This window comes from Acinetobacter suaedae, from assembly GCF_008630915.1.
Taxonomy (GTDB): domain Bacteria; phylum Pseudomonadota; class Gammaproteobacteria; order Pseudomonadales; family Moraxellaceae; genus Acinetobacter; species Acinetobacter suaedae.
On the sequence record NZ_CP043909.1, the window covers coordinates 2,241,437 to 2,266,112 of the forward strand.

Consider the following 24,676-nt stretch of genomic DNA (forward strand, 5'->3'; position numbering starts at 1 on the left):
TGGTCAAATTACACAATATACAAACCTGATTTTTATCTCTTTTTTATTTTATTTAGCAATTGCAAGATCACACTAAGTTATTACAAATCCACCACAAAATATGCTGATGTTTCTCACAACTTCTTTTTAATATCAAAGTTGAAAAAATAAATTCTTGTATCAAATTCTAAGGAATTTTCTATGCGCACTCTAGCTCTCACAACCATGATACTTGGAGCAACATTGAGTCCTACACTTTTTGCCCATGAAACAGAAAAACTAAACTATAATATTGTTAATATTCAAGCTGATGCCTCACGCCAAGTTGCCAATGATGAAATGCGTGCTGTGCTTTATATTGAAAAAAGTCACAAGCAGCCTGCTGAACTTTCCAATCAAATCAATCAATTAATGAATCAAGCACAAGCAATTGCTCGTAAATACACACAAGTTAAAGTGGAAACGGGTGCACAAAGTACCTATCCAATCTACGACAATGACAGTAGAAAATTGAAAGAATGGCGTGCTCGTGCCGAAATTCAACTGGAAAGTAAAGATTTTAAAGCAGCTAGCCAGCTCATTAGTGAGTTACAACAAAATTTCCAAACTCAATCCATCAACTTTACTGTTTCAGATGAACAACGTAAAAAAGTTGAAAATGAATTGATGATTGAAGCATCTAAAAATTTCCAGCAACGTGCGCAAGCCATCACTCAAGCATGGAACAAAGCTCAATATAATTTGGTAAGTTTAAACTTAAATACCAGCAACTATTTCCCTCAACCTGTGATGCGTGGTGGGATGGCAAAATTTGCGATGGCTGAAGCCGCCCCAGCTCAAGATATGGCAGCAGGCGAATCAAAAATTACGGTCAATGCAAATGGTACTATTCAGTTTAAATAAGTATTGCTTCAGTCCAAAACCGCGCCAATGCGCGGTTTTTTCAGATAAACCATGTAAAAAACAATTAAGTTAGGATAAACGATAGTTATAATTGATAATAATTATTATTTGAATTTCATAAATCAACCAGTAAGATGCGAGAAATTTAAAGCATTTTTATCGTTTTATGAAATCCGTATCCTACACAACAATCTTTCACTTAAAATTTCAGCCTAAGTTTCTAAGTTTTGCGATCACCTCGATATTGAGTGGAATAGCGCAAACCTCTTTTGCAAATGAAATATCATCTACTGAATCTCAGCAACTGCCTACCATTACACTACAAGCTCAAGGCAATTGGCTAGAAAATGCCAATGCTGAAAAAGTACAACACCATGCTGGTGCACGTACAATTGTCGACCTAAACCGACTCGATGAAATCGCAACAACCTCTATTCGTGATGCTTTAAAACAAATTCCTGGCGTCCAAGTTCAAGACAGCAATGGTACTGGAGGAAGTGATGTTTCATTAAATATTGGTGTTCGTGGTTTAACCTCACGTCTATCACCCCGCTCAACTGTATTAATGGATGGTGTTCCACTTGCAGTCGCTCCTTACGGTCAACCACAATTATCTTTAGCCCCAGTATCAATGGGTAATATTGAATCTGTAGATGTGGTTCGTGGTGCAGGTTCTGTTCGTTTTGGGCCACAAAACGTGGGTGGAATCATAAACTTTACAACGCGCAGCATTCCACAAGAGTTTTCAGGCTCGATTGGCCTAACCACAGAGTTTGCAACAGGGACTAATCAACTTAAATACACACCTCACATATTTATTGGTGGTACTTTAGATAATGGCTTAGGCTTAGCCCTGCTCTATTCAGGTACAAAAGGTGACGGTTATCGAGAAGCCAATAATAAAATTGACATTGATGATGTTATGTTGAAAACAGCTTATCAATGGACTGACCAAGATCAAATTGCCATTAACCTACATCACTATGAAGGGCGCGGAGAAATGCCTGAAGGGTTAAGTGCCGAAAAGTTTGTAGAAAATCCTTATCAATCTAATCAAAGTCGCAATTATTTCGCAGGTCGTCGGTCAGATATTTCTGTGAAATATAGCCATAAAGATGAAATAAACAACTTTGAACTTTTGGGTTATTACGTTGATTCATTTCGTACCAGTGACTTAGAATCAATTGGCAATAAAGGCATAAGCACGCTCAGCAGTTCACCGCGTGATTACAAATACTTTGGTATTGAACCACGTTACTCACGTGCCTATCAATGGGCAAGTATGGATAACGAGGTGACTGTGGGCTATCGTTATTTGCAAGAAGAAAGCTCTGAATTTTCAGGACGAGCGCAATATGACACGGCTACAGGGTCTCCTGGTAAATCTATCGCAAACACAACCAGTGAAGGTGGCACCAAAGCACATGCAATTTATATTGATAACCGCTTTGGTATCGGCAATTGGGTCATCACCCCAGGCATTCGATTTGAATCGATTGATACACATAATCACTTCACCGCATATAACAACGGCCTACCAACCAACACAATCTATCCAAAAATCAAATCAGAAGAGTTCTTGCCAAGTCTTTCAGTGCTTTATAAAGCCAATGAAAACTGGAATATCTTTGCCAATGCAGGCGTTTCATTTGGACCACAACAATACAATCAACTAGTCACGGCGAAAACTGTTGATGGTAAAAATACAGCATTTTCGACACTTGATGGCTTACATCCAGAAAAGTCGAAAAACTATGAAATCGGCACCAAATATTTAGGGAATGGTTTAAGTGCTGAGCTCACCTTATTTTACTTGGACTTTGATAAAGAACTTTTCTTGGAACGTCCCGACAATATCGGTACAGGGATTTGGACTGATTTAGGCGCCACCAGTCATAAAGGGATAGAAACTGGGCTTAGTTATGATTTTGGTCAACTCGCAGATGCCTTAGAGGGGTTGAAAGTTTACGGAAACTATACCTTTACCAAAGCAACCTCAGAAGCAGGCAAGTTTGAAGGCAAAGATTTACCCTATTATTCAAGACACTTAGGTAACCTTGGTTTAGCGTATCAAGTTGATCAGTGGTCAATTAATGCAGACATGTTTGCACAATCAAAACAACATGCTCCGGGTTCTGGTGATGTTTATCAAACACAAGAAACCGCAGATGGTCGTATTGGCGACATCCCAGGTTATTCAACATTTGCAGTAAGAGCGGGCTATGATTTTAGCCATCAGCTAAAAGGTTTAAAAGTTGCTGGAGGTGTGAAGAATGTATTCGATAAGCAATACTTTACTCGTTCATCTGATTCAACGGGCGGTAAATATGTTGGACAGCCGCGTACTTTCTTCTTGCAAACATCTTTTGACTTCTAAATAAGTACTTAAATTAAGAAAAGCAGAAACCATGTTTTCTGCTTTTTATTGATTTAATTCAAAATAGTGTTGTAGCTCCGTACGATTTGGTAACTCGTCAAATAAAACGAATGACACATCAGAAGTTGTCCAGCTGGCTTTTGATTTTATACAAAAATTTAGTACTTGCTCAGGCACAAAGTCCTCCTGAATCAGCCCCAAAGGAATCCAAACAATGTTCGGATTGTGAGCCAATACATTTGGAACAGGTGAACCACATTGACGACAAAAGCAATTCGTAAATCCTGTCTTCTTACTAAAGGTCTGAATCAATTGCTGTCCACGTCGCCAATGAAAAGAAGAAGCTTGCACAAAGGTTGCCGCATTGACGCCTGCCCCAGATTGCTTACGACATAAACTACAAAAACAATGATAAATCATTTTTATTTTTTCTAAATGGAATTCAAAACCGACTTCCCCGCACAAACAAGCACCTGTAAATAGTTTATTTTGATTCATTAATGTCATCTTTTTTATCCTCATGGTTTAGCTGTATCGGCATATTACTAGGATGTATAACTTTTCTTAATCCACAGTAGAATTCAAAACTAAAACAAACCCATCTTTGTTTTATGCATCTTTAGCAAGATTTTGCAAAGAGTCCCACGCCGCACTCGCCAGTGCTTCTCTATATGTCTTTGGATTTGTCTCGACTTTTTCAAATAACCACGCACGGCAATAATTTTCGGTTGCACCAATCACCAATGACATCATCAATTCAGAAGGTGTTGATTTCAATAAACTAGCATCGCTATATCTCGAAATATGGTGACGTATAGTTTTATTTCTAAGCTTATTTTTCTCAATTAATATCGTGCGATGTTCACTTTGCATCACACTGTAATGAGCAAGCAGTAAAAATTTCGCGAATTCTGGCTGATCTGCTACCCAATCTACGTAACTATAAATTAATCGATATATAAACTCTTTTAATGAGCATGCCTTTTCTAAATATTGCTCTCTTAAAGTGGCCTGATCTTCTAAAGCGGCAAAAACCAATGCTGCAATCACACCTTCTTTATTTTTAAAGTGATGATAAATCGCACCTACACTACTTTCAGACTTTTCTCGAATCATCTCAATACTGGTTGCATCTAATCCATAGTCAAGAAAACAGGACAATGCATCCAACAATATCTGTCTTTTTAATAAAGATCTTCGCTGAGGATACAATCTTTCCAATAATTGCTGAGCCGTTTCCATATTCAATTTAAGTTCGCCGATCGTCGGAACTATTGTGTATGACTTGACCACAACTTGTAAACAGAATTATATTCTGTAAAAGAATTAAATTTTGTTTAATTAGGATAATATCAAATGACTTCAACTTTAGACTTATGGAATAAAGCTTCTGCTTTTCCTGCTGGAAAATGGACATTTACACGCATGCTTTGTCTTAAAGCCCCCTATTTCAGTAGTATTGCTCCATTATTTGAAGAACTAAAACCAAATTACTGCAAAATATCGATTAAGAAAAAACGTTCGGTACTCAATCATATTGGTACTGTGCATGCGATTGCGATGTGCAACATGGCTGAATTAGCAGGCGGAACGATGACAGAAGTTACGGTACCTTCTAGCCACCGTTGGATACCAAAAGGCATGACAGTTGAATACTTAAAGAAAGCAGAAACCGATCTAATCGCAATAGCCACTCCTGTTGAGGAAAATTATGATTGGGACAAAGCGGGCGAATATCTTGTGAATGTTGACGTATTTGATAAAGCCAATGAAAAAGTGTTCCATGCAAAGATCACAATGTGGATTTCTAAAAAGAAAAAATAAAAAAAGCCCCGAACTCTACAAGTGCGGGGCTTTTCACATTTAAAGATTATTTTTTAAATGGCAATGCATATTTAAAGATACGACCAACTACTTCACCGAATTGTTTTACGAAACTCGCATTGTTGTAATTTAGGCCATATTTTTTACATACAGCTTCCACTTTTGGTGCGACTTCACGATAACGACGTGCAGGGATATCTGGAAACAGGTGATGCTCAATCTGATGACTAAGATGACCTGTTAAAATATGAAATGCCTCTGATCCCGTCAGATTTGATGACCCACGAATTTGGCGCATATACCAATGACCACGACTCTCATTTTGTAAAACTGTTTTCGGGAAAACTTCTGCGTCTTTGGTAAAGTGACCACAGAAAATAATACTAAATGTCCAAACATTACGTATGCCATTGGCAACCAAATTTCCTGCAAATACAGGAATTGCTGATGGCCCTGCAATCAATGGGAAAAACACATAATCTTTAAATAATTGTTTGCCTATTTTCTTTTTAACAGGTCGCCATTCCTGCTTAAACTCAGACATAGTTTTACGCTTATACAGCAGCTTGCCCAATTCAAGATTTTGAATTGCAACCCCCCATTGGAATAACAAACTAAAAGGCAAAATATATAATGGCTGAATTACTGAAGACTTCGTCCAACGCTGCTCTGGAAATAAACGAAATACACCATATCCGACATCATCATCCATACCTTTGATATTGGTATAAGTATGATGCTTATAATTATGTGTTTGTCTCCAATTATCTGAAGTTCCCACCGTATCCCATTCATAGGTTTGACCATTGAATTTCGGATCGTTCATCCAGTCATACTGACCATGCATGACATTGTGTCCCAACTCCATGTTTTCCATGATTTTGGCAAAGCCTAATAAACCTGTTCCCAATAACCATGCTGGCGGAAACCAACCTGCAAATAACAGTGCGCGCCCTAAAAAACTACTATAGCGAATGGTTGAATAAACACGACGAATATATTTCGCGTCTTTTTCGCCCAAATCGTTTAATACCTCTTGTTTGATTTGATCCAATTCGCGTGCAAAAGCTTCTAACTCTGCGGCAGTTAAATCACGATTTTTAGGGTTTTTAAAATATTGAATTTTAACAGGCATGTTCATAATCATTTTCTCGCTTACAGATCAATCACAAGATCAGATTGGGCAGAATTTACACAAATTTTTAATAACTGAGATGGCTCATGATTGGCTGAACCATTAAGTAAGTTTTTTGTCGCACCTTGCGCTTTATTACAAGCACACTTATTACAAATTCCCATACGACAACCATGATTTGGTTTGATGCCTTGCTGTTCTAAACTAGCTAAGATCGATTGACCTTTCGGGATTGCAACAGTCTTATTGGATTGAGTTAATGTGACATTAATAAAACCTGTATCTGTCGCATCATGTTCAAATTGACTTAAGCTAAATGCTTCTGTTTGGATAAATGCAGCATCTACGAATAATGTCTCTGCTGTTGCCACAAAGCCAGAAGGACCACATGCATAAACTGTGGTTTGATTTAGCTTGGTAAACTGATCAACATGATTCTGATTTAAACGCTGATCTTGCTCTTGCGTATAAAAAATCTGATAACTGAAATTTGCAAAATTTTCGGAAACTTCCTTGAAATACTCTGCATACGCAGCATCATCATGCGTTTTAACCCAGTACATCAGATGAACAGGAACCGTATTTAATTGCTTTGATTGGCATAAGGCTTCAATCAAACTCAACATCGGTGTAATCCCGCTGCCTGCTGCAAGTAACAATAAGTTTGGGCTTTGAATATGCTGTTGCATATCGCCATAAGGTTGTCCCAAATGCAAAATATCGCCTATTTGAGATTGTTCAACTAACCATGAACTGACAAGCCCTTGATCAACTTTCTTCACTGTCAAACAAAGATGTTCTGCATCCACATGCATCAAACTATAAGTACGCTCGTAATGACGTCCAGCAATTTCAACTGTAATTGGATGATGTTGTCCTGCTACCCCACGTTGAACATGACGATTGCATTTTAAAATTAGACTGACCGTATCTTTTGCCACTATTTGTTTTTTTATGATTTGGGCTAAAGATTGATTTACAGACCATAATGGATTGATTTTCTGTAACCAAAAATTGGCATCATGGCTGTTCATTACGCTGTTAGCCAATGAATTGAATAGAGAATTTCTCTTTTCGATTGCATACATGAGCAGGTACTCTGGTTGTTTTGCATTTATTATACACATGTATATTTATTTGTATATATACAACTGTATAATAATTTATGTTTCACAAGTTCAAATACAACCGCTATACTCTGAATTAGCTCACTTATATTTTGAAAACAATGGTTCATTCTTCTTTTTTAACGCTCGGCTCTAACACAATAAATGAACAAGATGTCATTCCAATGAAAGCTCCTGTGCGTTCGGTAGGTAGAAAAGCGACGATTACAAAAGAAGAGTTATTTCAAGCAACTCTCAATCTCATTGGCCCGCAAAAAAGTATTGCTTCATTGAGTTTGCGAGAGATTGCACGTGAAGCTGGTATTGCACCAAATAGTTTCTATCGTCATTTTAAAGACATTGACGAACTTGCAATTGCATTAATCGATCGCGCAGGTTTAGTTTTACGTAAAATTATTCGTGAAGCTCGATTAAAGGCAGTTTTACAACAAAGCATTATTCGCAGCTCTGTTGAAGTCTTTATTCAACAATTAGATGCCGATGAAGGAAATCTCAGTCTATTGCTACGTGAAAGTTATACTGGCTCAACCTCGTATAAAGCTGCGGTTGATCGTCAACTCAATTTCTTTCAACAAGAATTACAAGAAGATTTGATTCGTTTAGAACAAATGAATAATAGTAAAATGAGTCATGCCGACATTGCAGCCAAAGCGATCACTCAATTGGTATTTAATATGGGTGCTAAAGTACTCGACCTCCCTGTTGAACAACGAACCGAGGTTGCAGAACAGACTATGATCATGATTCGAATGATCTTAGAAGGTGCTCGACATTTGGATGAGGGAAGCATTCGTTAACCTAATTTGTATTTAGTTGATATGCTGATTACAGTGAACAAACAGATAAATATATTGGGTATCTTGGAACGTTAATTAAAGTATGTGAACGAGAGCTTCACGAAGAACTTTGTTTAATTAAATCAATAGATACTCCACAAATGACTTCAATTATTGTCAATCAAACTAATGATGTAGGTTCTGTTCATGTAGGGTTACCTTTATTAATACAATTAGATTCGAAAGAATCTATTACTGTTGATCCTAATGAAATATCTGCCCCTGTTTGGACTTCTATAGAAAAACTTAAAGAAGAAATAGACTTATATGAAAATTGGTCACAAATACTTACTAAAGACATGTTTTAAGATTTATCAAAACCAATACATAAAAGTCAGTACACGGATTAATCACTTTGTTAGTATGTTGCCAAAATAAAAGAGGGAAAAATTTTGGCAAAACCATATATTGTAATTGGTTGTCCTACAACGGGTGGCGGTAAAGTTATTTCAGGAAATAGTAGTTTTTTGATCGAAGGTAAAGCAATCGCGTGTGTTGGTGATAAAGCAACTTGTCCTAAACATCAGACCGTTTCAACGATCATTTCAGGTGATCCGTACATGCAAGTGTTTGGAAAAGCAGCTGCTCGAGTGAATGACTCTTTATCTTGTGGGTGCAAGTTATTACCACAACAAAATCTAGTAGTTCAAGATAATGGATCTTCTTCTTCATCTAAAGCTGCTTCAAGCACATTTGCACCAACATCTACGCAGTTTAAACAAGACAATTTTGTCCCCACTGATGATCATGGCATTAAGTTTAAGTTCATCAACGATAAAACAGGACAACCTTTAATTGAACACTACTTTAAAATCACAGCCCCAAACGGTGAAGTAATTGAAGGGTTTACTGATGAATCTGGGCAAACAGAGCTTGTTGAATCTGGCAAAGAAGCAAAAGAAGTTGATCTAGTGACTTTCGATTTATCAAAGCCGATGAGTGAGTGGGGCTAACAATGTCAGAAAATTTACGAAATTCTTATAATAGATGGACTCACCCTGACTCACTTGAGTTTCCACCTCAAGAACAGAAAGTATGTGTCATCACAGAACCATTGTGCAATCAATACATTAAAGCGCGCAATTACTACGTAGCCCAACCTTACAACTTCATGATCGGTATAGAAGAATGGGTTAATATAAAGAACAGCATTGAATTATTAATGGCTGTAAGGTTTGGCATGGAATATGACGTTAATACATTCCCTGACGGATACATACACGACACAGCATTCCACACCCAAATGTACATTAAATTTCATAATTATGTACTCAAACACTCATTAAAAGAGATTCCAAAAATTGTGGGCGAATTTCAACAAACCGCTTTCAAAGTAAGATTTTTAAGTACATTTGCTGTTAATGATTTGCGTGAATTGAGAAATGTAGGACCATTTGCACAGGGTAAAGGAGCCGTCAAGGCAATAAAAGATTTACAAAAAACGGTTAGTAGATTAAATGTTGTTGAAGCTACAAGAGATTTGGAAAATCTTACCTTAAATGGTGGTCCATTGCATATTAATAGGCTAATGTTCAAACGGGTTTTTAAACAAGATTTTCACCCTGGAATGGTGCAGATTTTACGTAATCAGGGTATTTATAGAGGTGATCCAGAAAATGTTCGATACGCAGAGTTTGATAAAAAATTTAGCCGTTAGTATTTTAAGTATCAGTGCATTATCTGCATGTTCCAGCACAATGACAAATAAAGATGCTTTGATTCATGGAAACTCAGGGGCAATAGGTATGCTATTGAGCGATTCGAATGTTTATCTTAAAGCTACCAATAGAGAACTAGATGCGGTTACTTGGGAACTATTAAAGTCAACTAGAGTCAAATTAGATACTATACGAGTTTTTGAGGAGCAAATCGGAGGATCTTACAGAATTGAAGATGGTCTACTACCAGGGAAGTTGAATCAACTTTGTTTGATTAACAATTTTATGCTTAAACATAAAAATGAGTTCCCACCTACAATTGATACTTCAAGTACATATAATTGGATAGATCAAAAGCAAACCATCTATAAAAAAGAATTAACCGCTTATTTGGGTGATAAAAGAATGGAAAATGATTGTAGAAACTGAAACAACTTATTGGGGTCAGTTCATACAGAGGGGAGTTTTTATTACATTTGTATAGTGGCTAAACTATATTAATAAAGACATGTTCAAACGCATATTTAAAAATGACTTTAATGCTGGAATGTTATAAATTTCACTCGATCAAGGAATTTACACAAGTGATCCTAAAAATGTTCAGGCAAATGAGTTTAAAGAAAAGTTTCGCCGCTAGTTTTTTTGTCTCTTTTTCTTTATTGACTGGATGTGCAAATACTCCAAATATTAGTGAATCTTTTAAGGATGGAGGTAATGGCGCAGCAGGAATGCTTTTAATTGACTCTGATGTATATCGTAAAGCATCAAGTAAAGAACTTGATGCAATTACGGTAGAATTACTCTTTTCGACAATCGCTAAAATGGCTGTATTAGCAAGATACGAAAAAGAAAGTAAAGGAGCGTACTTGTTAGAAGATACCTTCACGACAGGTAATGCCAATCAGTTTTGCTGGGTAAATAAATTTTTATTAACGCATAAAAAAGATATACCTGCCAATCTTGATTATTCTGAAACATATAACTGGGTTGAAGCAAAGCAAAAGATCTTTATACGAATGTTGGATGAAACTTTAGGCGATAAAAGAATGAAAAATGATTGCAGATCATAAATTGTAATTTTGCGCAGAGATTAAGTTAAACAACAAACTTTGTTGCACAAATATTCAAAAGTTGAGTTTTACCCAAAACCATTCATAGAGTCAAATAAAACTTTTATCACTAGACAGCACTGAGTCGCTGTATATGAGTAGATTTGATTTCATCTTTTTTGCCATTCCCTCGTGCTTACCATTGGGTCGTAGAGTCAAAACAAACTATAAAAAAAGAGGACCTATAGTCCTCTTTTTTATTTCTATCTCAATTAAGGTTTAACGACAACCAACACCTGAATCGCCTCAGGAGTTACAGATAAACCATCAAGTAAGCCTAAGCCTTCTTGTTGGAATTTTTGCAAACGCTCAATTTCATCTTGGCGGATACTTGGGTTAAATTGCTTGAGATAAGTTAAACGATCAATCTCATACTGCCATTTGCTACTGTAGTGCTCTTTAGCCTGTTGCATTAACTCAGGCAACGACGATTTAGCAATATCCAACGCTTGTGCATAACGTGTTTCAATCACTTCGCGACGCGCTTTAACCACTTGACGACAACTATTACCATCTAAGTGGTGTAAGTAAGGACGTAAAATGCTTGGATCAATCTTGGCAGACAGGTCCTGACCATTTTCACTCAGTAATACACGAATCAACTGCTTCGGCAAGCTAGATGGTAAGTTCAATGCTTTCGGCGCAACCACGTCAACTTTAAACCAAACTTCGAGTAACACTGAACCTTGCTTTAATGCATTAGATTTTAACAACGCAACATTGGTACTACCAAAAGATTGTGTACGGATCATTTCCATCACACTTTCAATAAATGGGTGTTCCAACGTTAAGTATTGCGCGTCTTCACGGATTTGTGCCTGATCACGATAGAAAGTTGCTGTCATACCCTCTTCATCCAAGGTTAAACCTTGAACTTGCATTTGATCAGTTGGCTTGATGATCACGGTACCGTTACTTTGCTCATCAAAATCAATGTTGGTTGATGACATAAAACGTTTAACAAACATCGGTAAAGTGGTGTTGTCATCATAATCTTCAAGCGCTTGTACAATGCCTTGTGCAACCACTGGACGACAAGAATTGTATTCAAGTAAACGGTCACGACCTGCCTGTAACTCCGCCTCTAAAGCCTGACGTTGTACATTGACTTCTTCAAGTAAATCCTCAAAGGTCTGACCTTGATCCGCAAGCAAACAATCTTTCAATTCAACAATGAAGTTCTCTTGTAGTGTCTGCGCCGTTGGAGAAATATTACTGAAAATATTGAGTGCTTCGTTGTACCAACGGAACATACGCTCTTGCGCTGTCCCCATTAAATAAGGCACGTGGATTTGAATACGGTTTTCTTGACCGATACGATCTAAACGACCAATACGTTGCTCAAGTACATCAGGGTTTGCCGGTAAATCAAATAGGATGAGATCGCTGGCAAACTGGAAATTACGCCCTTCTGAACCAATCTCAGAACACAACAGGATTTGAGCACCATAACTGTCTTCTGCAAAGTATGCAGCAGCTTGGTCACGCTCTAATAAACTCATGCCTTCATGGAACATCGCTGTGCGAATGCCAGCATGTAAGCGTAATGCATTTTCCAAGGCTTCAACTACTGGGCCACTACGTGCAATCAATAATACTTTTTTATGTTTTAAATCTTTGCGTAAAGTTTCCATCAACCAAGGTACACGCGGATCAGTCTCCATCCAAGACCCATCCAGTTGTCCTTCTTCTGGCCACATCTGCTCACGCATTTTGCCATCCATAGACCAATCTTCTGGTGCTGTTAATGGTGCTGGCTGGCAATCACGGCCTGGGAATCCCTGTATCGCTTCACGCGTATTACGGAATAAAATACGACCTGTACCATGACGGTCTAAGAGTTCATGAATCGCTCGCATGCGCTGCTCAGGCTGATCATCAATCCGATGACCCAATAAGCCTTCTAGTGCTGCCAAATGCTCTTCTGTCAATGCATCATCAGACATCAACACTTCAGCAACTTTTGCTGTTTGTTGATATTGTTCCTCTTCATCAAGGAAGCGATCTAAACTGCTAAAACGTTGCGGATCAAGTAAACGTAAACGTGCAAAATGGCTTTCTACACCTAATTGTTCAGGCGTTGCTGTAAGTAATAAAACACCAGCCGTTTGCTCTGCCAATTCTTCTACAAGATCATAACGATCATTACCGCCATCTTCTTCACTCCACATTAAGTGATGCGCTTCATCCACCACCAGCAAATCAAATCCAGCTTCAAGTGCTTGCTCACGCAAATCCTCATGGTCAACCATCAGGTCAACACTGGCAATAATGCATTGTTCGGTTAAGAGTGGATTGAGGTCAGGATCGTGTTCTTTGATCGAAGCAGTACGGGTTAAATCGAAAAGCGAGAATTGCAAATTGAAACGACGACGCATTTCAATCATCCACTGATATTGTAGTGAATCAGGCACCAAAATCAGGATACGTTCTGAACGTCCTGTCTTGAGTTGCTGATGGATAATCAAACCAGCTTCAATGGTTTTACCCAAACCAACTTCATCAGCCAATAAAACACGTGGTGCAAAGCGCTTGCCCACTTCATGCGCGATATAAAGTTGATGGGGAATCAGACCGACACGTGCACCTAGAAAACCACGCAGTGGACTTGTCTGCATTTGCGCTTGCAACAGCATCGCTTCAATACGAAGGTCATACCACTCTTTATAATCGACTTGACTCGCCAATAGACGTTCTAAAGGCTTTGACAACTGGATTTGAGCACCGATACGCGTTTCGTTCAGTGCTTTACGTTCTTGTTCACCATTTTCTAAGTTACGAATGACATTGTAACGTAGCACACCATGACGATCTTCAATGGATTCAACAATCCACTTATTGCCCTCTTGATCTTGTACTTCATCATTTACATTAAAGATGATGCGAGATAGAGGTGCATTATTACGAGCGTAGACACGAGTTTCATCACTTTTGGGGAATAAAATACTGATAGAACGTTCATCTACATCAATAAGAACACCTAAACCAAGTTCAGTTTCTGTATCTGATAACCAACGTTGACCAATAGCAAACGGCTGCAATTTATTCCACCTTTTCTCATGTTAGCCCACATATTGTATGCCTTAAACTGATGAAAGTTTAAGCTACTTTATGTAGTTTTAAATTTGGTTTTCACGGGAAATGATCCACGTAAATAACCCTAATATTTTGACATAAAGCTGACTGAAATAGCGTACTTTACGTCTCTTTAGATTAAAAAAATACGGTTAAAACGGCACTGGACAATCAAAACTCAGCTGTGTGCCAGTTTTCGGGTGAGCAAAGCTCAGTTGCGTCGCATGTAAACACAAACGGTCATAAAGCTGTTGCTGTTCTGGTGTGGCATACAAGGTATCACCAAGAATCGGATGACCTAAATATTGCATGTGTACCCGAAGCTGATGTGAACGCCCTGTAATTGGGATCAACTTGACCCGTGTAACTACTTGCCCTTGAATCTCTAAATGCTCAAGCACTTGCCACTCTGTTAAAGCCGGTTTGTGATGAGTTGCATCAACGATATGTAATGGAGGACGGCTTGGATCATAAATCACAGGAATATCAACTGTACCCTGTCCTTCTAAATGACCCGCAACCAAAGCTTGATAGATTTTTGAAGTTTGGCGATCTTGGAATTGACGCGAAATAGTACTTTGCCCAAATTTAGATAATCCAAAAACCAAAATACCGGAGGTATCACGATCTAAACGATGGATGAGTAAAGTTTTGGGTTCTAATTTTAATAATCGATTGATCAGACAATCTTGTAAATCTGGTGTTTTCCCTGGTACTGTCAGAAGCCCAGCAGGTTTATGGATGACCATAAAATCTTCATCACGATGAATCAAATGTTCACTTAGAAAATCACTCAAGGTAGCCTTCCAACGACTGGATGAAAACAAGCCGGCAATCATAAAAAGCTTGGCGCTGAATTACAATGCATGACACGTATTTTTACTGATTTTTTTCGTGTTTCTCTCTATTTTTCATCCAGATTCAAATTTAAATGATGATTTAGGTCTGTTGCTCTAGAAATTGTTGAATCGCATGCTGGGCAATTTCTGCATCTTGAAAAGATTGTACCCCTGAAACACCAACAGCTCCCACAACCTGCCCTTGATAGACAATCGGCTCACCGCCCTCTAACATGCCGTTGGCTGCATTTATTGTTAAAAAGCCGATTTTACCATCACGGATCATATCTTCGGATGCCTTGGTCGCTCTGCGACTGACTGCGGCAGAATGGGCTTTTTCTTGGCAAATTTGTGTTGATAATACTGGTGCGCCATCCATACGCTTCATCATTAATAAGGTTCCACTGTCATCGACCACGGCAATACTGACATTAAAACTATGTGCTGTCGCATAGTCCAATGCTGCATCAACCAAAATGTCCACATCCACCGCCGTTAAATAATGTTTGGTTTTCATTGTTACTCCATTCCTATGAGTTTTTTATCAAAAGCTTATTTAAAATATGATCCATAGAAGCGCCATCTATAGCTTGCGCAAGCCAAAATGTTAAGGCTTTTGGGAAGCTAAAGATCAGCGCAAATATAGTTTACTATTCAAGCATTATTTTACATTGTGGTACAGTAAAGATTATTTATTTTTTGCTTTTTGAAGTTGAAACTTGTTATACAAATTATTGTTAAATCAAAAATATAATTCAGAGCATTAATTATTTTAAATCAATTAAGGGCTATTTTATTCTGATCAATCTAAATCTATTCCATTAAAAAAAGCCCGAACGAATCGGGCTTATGTAGGCATCACAGCGTTATTTCATTTCAGCAAAGGTTTCTTTTGCTGCCTGAATCGTATCGGCAATATCCTGATCTGAATGCATCGATGAAATAAATCCTGCTTCAAATGCAGATGGTGCAAGATAAACACCACGCTTTAACATACCATGGAAGAATTTCTTAAATGCTTCAACATCACAAGCCAACATTGAATCAAAGCTGGTAATGTCCTCTTGATCGGTGAAATATAAACCAAACATACCGCCGACTTGCTGGGTCTTAAATGGAATCCCCGCTTCATCTGCCGCTGCTTGTAAACCCGCAAGTAACTTTGCTAATTGTGCCGCTAACTTGTCATAAAAACCCGGTTCACGCAGATGCTTGAACATTGCGATACCTGCTCGCATTGCCAATGGATTGCCCGACAATGTTCCTGCTTGGTATACTCCACCTAAAGGTGCGATGCATTCCATGATTTCACGTTTACCGCCGAAAGCACCGACTGGTAAGCCTGCACCAATAATTTTACCCAACGTGGTCAAATCTGGTTTTACGTTATAAACCGATTGCGCACCACCTAAAGCAACACGGAAACCTGTCATCACTTCATCAATGATAAATACTGATTTGTATTCATCACAAACATCACGAATTGCTTGTAAGAAACCATCAATTGGCGTTACCAGATTCATATTGCCTGCAACAGGTTCAATAATCACACCCGCGATCTCATGACCAAATTTGCTAAAGCATTCTTTCAACGCTTCAATATTGTTATACGGCAACGTTAATGTATGTTTAGCAAAATCAGCAGGTACACCTTTTGACGTTGGCTCACCTTCTCCTAAAGTCAATAAACCAGAACCCGCCTTCACCAATAACGAATCTGAATGACCATGGTAACAGCCTTCAAACTTCACAATTTTGTCACGACCTGTATAACCACGTGCTAAGCGTATCGCAGTCATCGTCGCTTCTGTCCCTGAACTGGTCATACGAACCAACTCAATTGAAGGCATAATTTCGCAAATCGTGTCTGCCAAAGTGGTTTCGTGTACCGTTGGTGCACCAAAACTTAAACCATCTTCCGCTGCTGTTTGTACTGCTTGGATAATATCTGGATGTGCATGACCCAAAATCATCGGTCCCCATGAACCAACGTAGTCTACATAACGCTTACCATCAACATCCCACAAGTACGCCCCTTTTGCCTTTTCGATAAAGACAGGCGTACCGCCAACACCGTTAAATGCACGTACAGGCGAATTGACACCACCCGGAATATGTTTATTTGCTTGTTTAAATAACTGTTCTTGCTTTGGAGATAAACTCATAAAAGACTCAACCTAGAATCGAGGACGAGGAACGTTGTCGTTCCGAGAAACGATGAAAGTTCCGCAAAGCGGATTACATCTAATTTAGTCAAATAACGTTGCCCATGCATTTACACGAGCAGGAATTTCGGCTGTTGATCGTCCTAATATATCACTAATTACGGCACAAAGGCTTGCCCCAGCCTCAATCACCACTTGAGAATTTTCTACGGTCAAACCACCAATCGCACAAATGGGTACAGTAAACTTTTGTTTAGCTTGCTTGATTACCTCAATCCCCACATTACCTGCTTCTGGTTTGGTTGAGGTAGCATAGACAGCACCAAAAGCCACATAAGTTACTCCATCAGCAATTGCTTTTTCAGCCAGCTCTAATGAGTTTAAGCATGTACGTCCAATAATCACACCTTGCGGTAACCGTGCAGCCGCATCGCTTATTTCTCCATCAGACTGCCCCAAATGAACACCTAAACCAAATTTTTCAGCTAAAGCCAAATCATCATTGATCACAAATGGTACTTGGTACTTTTCACACAATGTTTTGATCTGTTCAACTTCCATCGGTTGATCTGCTTTTGTCGCTTTCTTACGGCGATATTGCAAAATCGCAACCTTTCCCGTCGCTAAAGCAACGTCTAATTTTTCAAGTAATAATTGGATGGGATCATCATTGGTGATGAGATAAAGACCGCGCATGAAAAATTCACTAAAAATATATTAGGTTCAGGGTATATTTTCTTATTTAAAAATTAAAGTGCCTGAATGCATTAGGAATAACCATTTACACTATTTAAATGGCGTGTGCCGCCATGAACACAACATTTGAACAGGAAGATGCTGCATTAATTTTCTAAATGGCGTATGCCGCCATGAACTAGACACTCGCACAAGGTTACGCCCATCGAGGTTTCTAAATGGCGTATGCCGCCATGAACCACTCGATCGGGTGAGGTCATGCACCATTGTTTTTCTAAATGGCGTATGCCGCCATGAACACACTCGGGGCAAAAGACGCGCTCGATCTGCGTTTCTAAATGGCGTATGCCGCCATGAACCAAAAGGTGCTGAATATTTTCAGCCACATACATTTCTAAATGGCGTATGCCGCCATGAACGCTGTGGTTTACCTTTATTGGCACCATTTTCATTTCTAAATGGCGTATGCCGCCATGAACTAAGAAACTGCTCAATCGAAATTGTTGGTAATTTTCTAAATGGCGTATGCCGCCATGAACACGCTGCTTTATTCAATGCTTCGTACTATTGATTTCTAAATGGCGTATGCCGCCATGAACTTATATCAACAATGAACGTAAAGGGTGGAAGTTTTCTAAATGGCGTATGCCGCCATGAACCAATGTCTGCAAAGTATCCGAATGATGGTATATTTCTAAATGGCGTATGCCGCCATGAACCACTAGGAACAGCTTATAATAATGTTTGTTCGTTTCTAAATGGCGTATGCCGCCATGAACGACTCTGAGCAACGTAAAGGAAAACGGTCAAGTTTCTAAATGGCGTATGCCGCCATGAACTTTGTACCACGTCCATCCTGAAGTTGTGAATTTTTCTAAATGGCGTATGCCGCCATGAACTCAATCATGATTTTGGTGATTGGAACACATACTTTCTAAATGGCGTATGCCGCCATGAACACTTCGTTAGGTTATATTGTTCATTATGTTATTTTCTAAATGGCGTATGCCGCCATGAACTTGTAAAAATACCCCACCCTACCCATGAAAGATTTCTAAATGGCGTATGCCGCCATGAACACTTAATTTCAAGATCAAATGGTGGCTCTATCTTTCTAAATGGCGTATGCCGCCATGAACCATAGAGGTGTTTGCATCTGAAACATTTAAGTTTTCTAAATGGCGTATGCCGCCATGAACCATTGTTCTTTGCTAAACAAGTGATTAATTCATTTCTAAATGGCGTATGCCGCCATGAACTGGAAAGATGGGCTTGCTCTTAGACAACAGAATTTCTAAATGGCGTATGCCGCCATGAACACAACTTTACTTTGATGAATTTAAATCGGATTTTTCTAAATGGCGTATGCCGCCATGAACCTAAAGCGGATCGTTGAGAGCGTGGACTACGATTTCTAAATGGCGTATGCCGCCATGAACTCGAAGCCGCTAGCGTGGCTTGGCACCCCCTATTTCTAAATGGCGTATGCCGCCATGAACAAGTGCGAAAGCTGTTCGGGGGGCGTCGGCATTTTCTAAATGGCGTATGCCGCCATGAACTGGAGCTATCCGCTAAATACGTCCCGACCATTTTTCTAAATGGCGTATGCCGCCATGAACAATATTGCGGATTCAGTGGCTACAGCAATCGCTTTCTAAATGGCGTATGCCGCCATGAACTTAATTTTTGTTTATTAGGAGATTGAATATGTTTTCTAAATGGCGTATGCCGCCATGAACTATGCGATATCGCTACAATTCTATTGTGTTATTTTCTAAATGGCGTATGCCGCCATGAACGTAAATTCTACTTGACATGTGTTCAAAACTTTTTTCTAAATGGCGTATGCCGCCATGAACTCTTCTATTGCTACCAGACATCCAGACTTTGTTTTCTAAATGGCGTATGCCGCCATGAACTAAATAAATTTTTACCTAAAATAAAAAATGTATTTCTAAATGGCGTATGCCGCCATGAACTATAGCGTGTTTTAGCAACTTTATCCTTTTATTTTCTAAATGGCGTATGCCGCCATGAACGCACTGGACAAGATCACTGCTGCACTTCGCAATTTCTAAATGGCGTATGCCGCCATGAACTTAGTTAAAGGTTGGGTTAAAGAATATTATCATTTCTAAATGGCGTATGCCGCCATGAACACTTTAAAAATTCTTCTTGTCTTGGGCTAGATTTTCTAAATGGCGTATGCCGCCATGAACCGCTAATAGCGTGGGGACAATATGAAGTACATTTTCTAAATGGCGTATGCCGCCATGAACATGAGCAATTATCAATCCCTAATAATTGCTATTTTCTAAATGGCGTATGCCGCCATGAACGTATCACTATTACTACACAAGTGTAGAGTTGATTTCTAAATGGCGTATGCCGCCATGAACGGCACGTTGTATATATTAGAGAGACACTGTGTTTTCTAAATGGCGTATGCCGCCATGAACTATGCAAGATCGCTACAATTCTATTGTGTTATTTTCTAAATGGCGTATGCCGCCATGAACAAGCAGATTTACATTTTATGAATAAATAATGATTTCTAAATGGCGTATGCCGCCATGAACGACTGTATGCCTACCCGATGTATTCTTCGTCATTTCTAAATGGCGTGTGCCGCCATGAACGGCCGTGAATTGACTGTTGTTTGGACTGAACATTTCTAAATGGCGTGTGCCGCCATGAACGTGCAGTTTAAAGATGGGAAAAGAACCATTAATTTCTAAATGGCGTGTGCCGCCATGAACCACGCCAGATATTATTTGGTAAAAAGACATTTTTTCTAAATGGCGTGTGCCGCCATGAACATTTTCACCATTACGGATCATCAGAAATGATTTTTCTAAATGGCGTGTGCCGCCATGAACATCCACCCATGCACTGCATATAGTGTTCATTTTTTCTAAATGGCGTGTGCCGCCATGAACGCACAAGCATGGAATTAGGCGCTGATACTTCATTTCTAAATGGCGTGTGCCGCCATGAACCAGTAATGTATATTTAAGTTATTGATTCCAATTTTCTAAATGGCGTGTGCCGCCATGAACCAGTATTTGTACTTTCATATGACAAGTTGTCATTTCTAAATGGCGTGTGCCGCCATGAACATGTTTGGCAAGCACCACAGGCTTACCCAGATTTTCTAAATGGCGTGTGCCGCCATGAACTACATGGGGATGGACTCAGTCACTAAGCAATGTTTCTAAATGGCGTGTGCCGCCATGAACGAATTTACACAAGAATTTTATCGAGAGGGTAATTTCTAAATGGCGTGTGCCGCCATGAACATGATGTTCTCGACTGTGATATCTCGTTTTGTTTTCTAAATGGCGTGTGCCGCCATGAACATACGAATGAACTTGTATGTGAAACTCATGGTTTTCTAAATGGCGTGTGCCGCCATGAACAAATGAAGAAGAACTTCCTTTCTGATAAACAATTTCTAAATGGCGTGTGCCGCCATGAACAATCGACTGTTTCAGGCGGTGGAACCTATCTATTTCTAAATGGCGTGTGCCGCCATGAACATGTTTATCCGACAAATATATCAAGATTTGAATTTCTAAATGGCGTGTGCCGCCATGAACTCAATGTTCAATATCAAATTATTGATGATTTTTTTCTAAATGGCGTGTGCCGCCATGAACCGATGATTGGCATAAGATTCGCCGTGTTGATTTTTCTAAATGGCGTGTGCCGCCATGAACATACTTCGATTACAGACGTTTTACTTATTTATTTTCTAAATGGCGTGTGCCGCCATGAACCAGTATTGGCATTTCTTGTCGGCTTGTTTACTTTTCTAAATGGCGTGTGCCGCCATGAACACATCAAGAAATAGCACATCAAAAAAAGTTAATTTCTAAATGGCGTGTGCCGCCATGAACGATCCATTGCTATTAAGCAAACAAGCACGCACTTTCTAAATGGCGTGTGCCGCCATGAACTCTCAATACGCTTTTTAAGTTCCATCATCTGTTTTCTAAATGGCGTGTGCCGCCATGAACACGAACAGAATAAAATTGATTCTGTAGACATATTTCTAAATGGCGTGTGCCGCCATGAACATCACCGCACCAGCATACAAATTCATCTTTCATTTCTAAATGGCGTGTGCCGCCATGAACTTCCTTTGCGCTCAACTGTAGCATCAGCTAGTTTTCTAAATGGCGTGTGCCGCCATGAACTATAAAATTATAGTAAAAATATAAGTTACAACAAGTACTTATCATGGGTTTTAGCAATTTACCCAATCAAAAAATGACTTATTGTAACTTATTGATTTTATTAAGCTGTTAAAGAGTAGAAAAAATATTGGGTCAAAATTCTGGAACTGTTGCCATTCGACTTAGCCCATACGTTCCAAACTCTCCATCTTTTGCCTCATCAACAAGAGATTTACCAATATATAAACGATAGGGTCGATCTATATTTTGCTCTCGTTTTGCACTCAGACTTTTTAAACTCACATAAGGCTCAAGGATAGGTTGCTCAATATATTGTTTAAAATGTTGCTTAGCTTCATCCAAAGAAATATTTCGACGTTGCGCTTGATGAACTATACGCTCCTCAACACTCATCTTCGGATTGACTCGATAATAGTGTGCATGACCAGTAACCTTGGCTTGAGGTACTTCTCTCGGTTGAATGATATGAACATAGTCGATTAATCGTTCTAGCCATTTACCTAAATTAAGCTGTTGTAGCTGATTTTCCGAGCTGGCAAACACACGAATTTTTGTACCCAAAAAACCAATTTTCTTTTGCTCATTCATACGATATTGAGGGAAAGATACGCCAAAGGATATTCTTCCCTGCTCATTACTATGTTCGGCAAAAGCAATATGAAGCTGGGTATAAACTTTTGACCATAATTCAAATAGAGAAAAATCAGGGCTATCCATTATAGTTACTTCAATATAATAGTTCATATATTTACCCTAAACTCGAATATCTGTAACATAAGCCAAACCTTTTTTTCCTAAGTAAAAAGAAGATACGCCCGCATTTTCAATCTTTTCTTCTAAATCTTTGGCTTGCTCTCTAGAAATATTCAAATGAATTTCTAACCGACCATTATTAGCTTTTGTAAGCATTTTAGTGGGTTCTGAAACTTTCTTGGAGGGAAGCACATAAGGTGAGCCCCATGATTTCTTTTTACCACCCGTCGAATACCGAGCCATAAAATCTTTTTCTGTGAAAATACCTGATAAAGATATCCCTGTTAATTTCCCTTGAGGTGATAGAACAGAACTGACGTCATATTTTTTTCTCAACTGATTTAACTGCCAATAAATAAGTAAAGCATATATAGTAGATATATTTACTTTATTTTCAAAATTTTTCATCTCAAAATCAATTAGATGTTTTTCAAACTTTTCAATCAGTTTTAAAATTTCACCCTCGTTGTTTATTGCTCCACTAAAGCTAGATAAACGATTTTTGATGTCTATAGGATGAATTTTTTTCTCAAACTTTGATAAATCAATTTTTTCATCATTCAATACATAGCTGATGACCTCATTAATCTCAAGGAAAAGTATTCCCCATAAAGATAATGAATAATTAGATGTAAAAGATAAATCCGCCGCCTTGACAATACCTGTAAATGCTTTTGGATCTTCACTATCTTTACTTACGTTTCTTAAATAGACAATCTCTGAAGTTTCTTCAGCTTTATCAAAAAAAGTAACTTGATCTTCTATTTCTTTAAAAAAGTAGTCAGTTCTCTGACGAGCTTTAAATAATTTCTTTTGTTCTCCTATCAGACGATTCAAAATTCCCATAACAGTATTATGAGTAATTCCAACTTCTTTGAAATTTTTTGGTAACTGTTTTGAGGTAGCAATAAAATTACGCTTTAAATCCCCATCCTCCTTTTCATCGGACAAAAAAGAATTTCGCCAAGAGGATTCATATTCAATAATAATTTTCATAATTCCTCCTCATTAGACTGTTTCATAATAAATAGCATAGTCTGTTAGAGGTTCGGAATTCACCTGACCTTGCAATTTAGGTTGTTTAATACGCATCATTTTATGACTATCGTTATAATCCACTTCTACTGTATCGACACACATATAGCCTTTAGCTTGTTTAATGACTAGTTCTTCAAGCATTTTTAACATTTCATTTACTAAAATATCTATTGCCGTATTGTCTAATAAAACACCAGCTTCATATTCCTTATATATCGATCCTTTACGTGCATATTTTTCATTAAAAATCGCTTTTGGTTCTCTTGATGGATCTAAGCTTTTAATAAAATCTTGAATTCGTTGAGCAATCTTATCACCAGTATTGTCTTTATTATCAACGATCATTGCAGCACGATCAAAATTCTTATCAAGAGAAATGAATTGCAAATGCTCAATACTAATAGAGCCATAAGCTTCATATTCAGTATCTCCAAAAGTAATTTTTGAAAATATACTGTTACTTGATTCCTCACCTTTTTTATTCAATTCTTTTTCTTTAGAACCAGCACGCCCCATCTGTTCATAATTACCGTTTCTCAGTTGATCCACAAAATCAGTAATCAATAAGGCGCTCGTTCTTTTAAATTGATCACCCTGAGGAATTACATACCCTCTAATAAGACCCGTAATTGATGCTAATAAATCAACCATAGGTTTATCTTTTGCATTACTCACATCATATGTTTGATCTTTAAAGAGATGATGACGAATACAATTCTGACTAATATATAATCGATTTTTTTCAAAATCGACTTCTCTAGGATCTTTCTTATATAAGAAGCCTTTATCAGATTTTTCACCTGTTAAATTTGTATATCCTCGTAATTTAGGAACACTATGGTTTGTTGAATCTTTTGCCATTCCCTCATGACGAATGGCAACATTCCCATTCCAATTCACTACCCCATAACCATATGCAGTAATTTTAAAGTCCACGCTTTTTACGCCAGTTACTTTAGCCAT

Annotated in this window: 21 protein-coding genes and 1 CRISPR repeat array; of the genes, 9 read left to right on the top strand and 12 right to left on the bottom strand. The window is 38.4% G+C overall.

All coding sequences use genetic code 11. The features are described from left to right. The first annotated feature begins 180 nt into the window (after positions 1 to 180). Together F2A31_RS10430 and F2A31_RS10435 are read left to right on the top strand one after the other, a co-directional pair. A complete protein-coding gene (locus F2A31_RS10430; RefSeq protein WP_150026322.1) occupies positions 181 to 882 on the top strand; it encodes an SIMPL domain-containing protein in 702 nt (233 codons plus the stop codon). Between the two features lie 166 nt (positions 883 to 1,048). Further along, positions 1,049 to 3,259, top strand: coding sequence for a TonB-dependent receptor family protein (locus tag F2A31_RS10435; RefSeq protein ID WP_150026323.1), 2,211 nt, complete (start codon positions 1,049 to 1,051; stop codon positions 3,257 to 3,259). Between the two features lie 45 nt (positions 3,260 to 3,304). On the opposite strand, the gene F2A31_RS10440 is transcribed toward F2A31_RS10435, so the two are convergent. After that, the gene (locus F2A31_RS10440; protein ID WP_150026324.1) at positions 3,305 to 3,766 is read right to left on the bottom strand and encodes a GFA family protein; all 462 of its coding nucleotides are present in this window, start codon (positions 3,764 to 3,766) and stop codon (positions 3,305 to 3,307) included. 102 nt (positions 3,767 to 3,868) lie between these two features. Further along, the gene (locus F2A31_RS10445) at positions 3,869 to 4,501 is read right to left on the bottom strand and encodes a TetR/AcrR family transcriptional regulator (protein WP_004638376.1); all 633 of its coding nucleotides are present in this window, start codon (positions 4,499 to 4,501) and stop codon (positions 3,869 to 3,871) included. Between the two features lie 114 nt (positions 4,502 to 4,615). Here F2A31_RS10445 and F2A31_RS10450 point away from each other — a divergent pair, with 114 nt between their 5' ends. Then, positions 4,616 to 5,083 carry a hotdog fold domain-containing protein gene (locus F2A31_RS10450; RefSeq protein WP_150026325.1) on the top strand — a complete coding sequence of 156 codons (468 nt, stop codon included), beginning with the start codon at positions 4,616 to 4,618 and terminating at the stop codon, positions 5,081 to 5,083. 46 nt (positions 5,084 to 5,129) lie between these two features. Here the strand turns inward: F2A31_RS10450 and F2A31_RS10455 are convergent, their stop codons facing one another. Together F2A31_RS10455 and F2A31_RS10460 are read right to left on the bottom strand one after the other, a co-directional pair. Next, positions 5,130 to 6,224: a fatty acid desaturase family protein gene (locus tag F2A31_RS10455; RefSeq protein ID WP_150026326.1), complete on the bottom strand. Its 1,095-nt coding sequence runs from the start codon at positions 6,222 to 6,224 to the stop codon at positions 5,130 to 5,132. Between the two features lie 14 nt (positions 6,225 to 6,238). Beyond that, a complete protein-coding gene (locus F2A31_RS10460; RefSeq protein WP_150026327.1) occupies positions 6,239 to 7,306 on the bottom strand; it encodes a ferredoxin reductase in 1,068 nt (355 codons plus the stop codon). A gap of 140 nt (positions 7,307 to 7,446) precedes the next feature. Here F2A31_RS10460 and fabR point away from each other — a divergent pair, with 140 nt between their 5' ends. From fabR to F2A31_RS10490, 6 genes are all read left to right on the top strand, one after another. Further along, positions 7,447 to 8,142: an HTH-type transcriptional repressor FabR gene (gene fabR / locus F2A31_RS10465; protein ID WP_150026328.1), complete on the top strand. Its 696-nt coding sequence runs from the start codon at positions 7,447 to 7,449 to the stop codon at positions 8,140 to 8,142. 140 nt (positions 8,143 to 8,282) lie between these two features. After that, positions 8,283 to 8,489, top strand: a complete 207-nt coding sequence (locus F2A31_RS10470; protein ID WP_150026329.1) for a hypothetical protein — start codon at positions 8,283 to 8,285, stop codon at positions 8,487 to 8,489. Between the two features lie 84 nt (positions 8,490 to 8,573). Further along, complete coding sequence (locus F2A31_RS10475) at positions 8,574 to 9,134, top strand: PAAR domain-containing protein (protein WP_150026330.1); 561 nt, start codon at positions 8,574 to 8,576, stop codon at positions 9,132 to 9,134. A 2-nt stretch (positions 9,135 to 9,136) separates the two neighbouring features. Beyond that, a complete protein-coding gene (locus F2A31_RS10480; protein ID WP_150026331.1) occupies positions 9,137 to 9,838 on the top strand; it encodes a hypothetical protein in 702 nt (233 codons plus the stop codon). Next, a complete protein-coding gene (locus F2A31_RS10485) occupies positions 9,798 to 10,268 on the top strand; it encodes a hypothetical protein (protein ID WP_228715632.1) in 471 nt (156 codons plus the stop codon). Before F2A31_RS10480 ends, F2A31_RS10485 begins: the two co-directional genes overlap by 41 nt. Positions 10,269 to 10,447: 179 nt before the next feature. Next, on the top strand, positions 10,448 to 10,909 hold the full coding sequence (locus tag F2A31_RS10490; RefSeq protein WP_228715633.1) for a hypothetical protein: 462 nt from the start codon (positions 10,448 to 10,450) through the stop codon (positions 10,907 to 10,909). Positions 10,910 to 11,160: 251 nt separating this feature from the next. Here the strand turns inward: F2A31_RS10490 and rapA are convergent, their stop codons facing one another. From rapA to cas7fv, 8 genes are all read right to left on the bottom strand, one after another. Further along, positions 11,161 to 13,989: an RNA polymerase-associated protein RapA gene (gene rapA, locus F2A31_RS10495; RefSeq protein WP_150026332.1), complete on the bottom strand. Its 2,829-nt coding sequence runs from the start codon at positions 13,987 to 13,989 to the stop codon at positions 11,161 to 11,163. A 186-nt stretch (positions 13,990 to 14,175) separates the two neighbouring features. Continuing rightward, the gene (locus tag F2A31_RS10500; protein ID WP_171490588.1) at positions 14,176 to 14,820 is read right to left on the bottom strand and encodes an RluA family pseudouridine synthase; all 645 of its coding nucleotides are present in this window, start codon (positions 14,818 to 14,820) and stop codon (positions 14,176 to 14,178) included. Between the two features lie 142 nt (positions 14,821 to 14,962). Next, complete coding sequence (locus F2A31_RS10505) at positions 14,963 to 15,379, bottom strand: GlcG/HbpS family heme-binding protein (RefSeq protein WP_150026334.1); 417 nt, start codon at positions 15,377 to 15,379, stop codon at positions 14,963 to 14,965. 349 nt (positions 15,380 to 15,728) lie between these two features. Next, a complete protein-coding gene (gene hemL / locus F2A31_RS10510; RefSeq protein WP_004638366.1) occupies positions 15,729 to 17,027 on the bottom strand; it encodes a glutamate-1-semialdehyde 2,1-aminomutase in 1,299 nt (432 codons plus the stop codon). A gap of 84 nt (positions 17,028 to 17,111) precedes the next feature. Then, a complete protein-coding gene (gene thiE / locus F2A31_RS10515) occupies positions 17,112 to 17,723 on the bottom strand; it encodes a thiamine phosphate synthase (protein WP_150026335.1) in 612 nt (203 codons plus the stop codon). Between the two features lie 91 nt (positions 17,724 to 17,814). Continuing rightward, a CRISPR array of direct repeats spans positions 17,815 to 21,922; the repeat unit is 28 nt; unit sequence TTTCTAAATGGCGTATGCCGCCATGAAC. A gap of 132 nt (positions 21,923 to 22,054) precedes the next feature. Further along, positions 22,055 to 22,666, bottom strand: a complete 612-nt coding sequence (cas6f, locus tag F2A31_RS10520; RefSeq protein ID WP_150026336.1) for a type I-F CRISPR-associated endoribonuclease Cas6/Csy4 — start codon at positions 22,664 to 22,666, stop codon at positions 22,055 to 22,057. A 9-nt stretch (positions 22,667 to 22,675) separates the two neighbouring features. Next, positions 22,676 to 23,671, bottom strand: a complete 996-nt coding sequence (gene cas5fv, locus F2A31_RS10525) for a type I-Fv CRISPR-associated protein Cas5fv (RefSeq protein ID WP_150026337.1) — start codon at positions 23,669 to 23,671, stop codon at positions 22,676 to 22,678. A gap of 12 nt (positions 23,672 to 23,683) precedes the next feature. Then, positions 23,684 to 24,676, bottom strand: a complete 993-nt coding sequence (cas7fv, locus tag F2A31_RS10530; RefSeq protein ID WP_150026338.1) for a type I-Fv CRISPR-associated protein Cas7fv — start codon at positions 24,674 to 24,676, stop codon at positions 23,684 to 23,686.